Source organism: Thermogutta sp. (assembly GCF_014359955.1).
Classification (GTDB): domain Bacteria; phylum Planctomycetota; class Planctomycetia; order Pirellulales; family Thermoguttaceae; genus Thermogutta.
In genome coordinates, this window is record NZ_JACIYL010001115.1 from 1 (window position 1) to 1,013 (window position 1,013).

At 55.9% G+C, this 1,013-nt stretch carries 1 protein-coding gene; it reads right to left on the reverse strand.

The genetic code is table 11. The features are described 5' to 3' along the window. Positions 1–314 precede the first annotated feature (314 nt). A partial coding sequence (locus tag H5U08_RS19760; RefSeq protein ID WP_297037180.1) for an ABC transporter permease occupies positions 315–1,013 on the reverse strand: 699 nt, incomplete at its 5' end.

Below are 1,013 nucleotides of genomic sequence, written 5' to 3' on the forward strand. Positions count from 1 at the left end.
CCACGCGTTCCCCGAGGACGAATTTCTTCGTCAGGTTTTCAACTCGGATGGCGATGTCACTCATAGTGGCAGGTTAAAATCAGGGGATACTCGCGTCAACACGGGGGGAGAAGATGGGTTGTGTTCCGCTTGTTCATGCCGAAGACGAAGTGTGGACAGACTTCGGCGCCGCGACAGCCCGACGTTCTCTGCGCAGCCTTCGGTCCCGTGGGTTGCGCGGAACCCCTTCCTGTGAAGTTTTTTCGATCATGTCTTAACTTAGCTTGCACTCAATAGGTCGGCAAACCGAGTCATCAGCGACCTGTTGTGCGTTATCAAATCACGTCCGCGAACAGGCGCTCCATTCGGCGGAAATAGAACATCCCGCCGATAAGGATGATGGCCGTTGCCGCGGTGGAAAGGGCCAGCATCGGTCCCGGGCCGTGCGAGGTTCCAAGCAGAGCCCAGCGAAATCCCTCGATGACACCGGCCATGGGGTTGAGGGAATACAGCGTCCACGCCCAGGGCGGAAGACGTCCCTGGATGGATTCCATGCTGTACACAACCGGACTGACAAACATCCCAATTTGGATAATAAATGGAATCACGTAACGAAAGTCGCGATAGATGGCATTGAGGGCAGCCAACCACAGTCCCACAGAGAGGGAGGCCATGATGGCCAGGAGGACGAAAAAGGGTAGGGTCAGCACGGCCCAGCCGGGGAAGATCCCGTAAAACGCCATCATCGCTAAAAGCGCTACAAAGGCGATGCCAAAATCCACCAGAGAGGAAAGCACCGCAGCCATCGGCAAGATAAGCCGGGGAAAATAGATCTTCGTGATCATGCTGCGGTACTGAATGAGGATGTTGCCCGATTGATTGAGCGAGGTTGCGAAAAGCTGCCAGGGGAGCATGGCACAAAAAGTGGACACCGCGTAGGGAACGTCGCCTGCGCTGGGCTCGTTCCCTTTTCCCAAGAGCAGTCCGAATAAAACGCTGAAGATGCCCGTGGTCATAAGGGGCTGGATGATGGC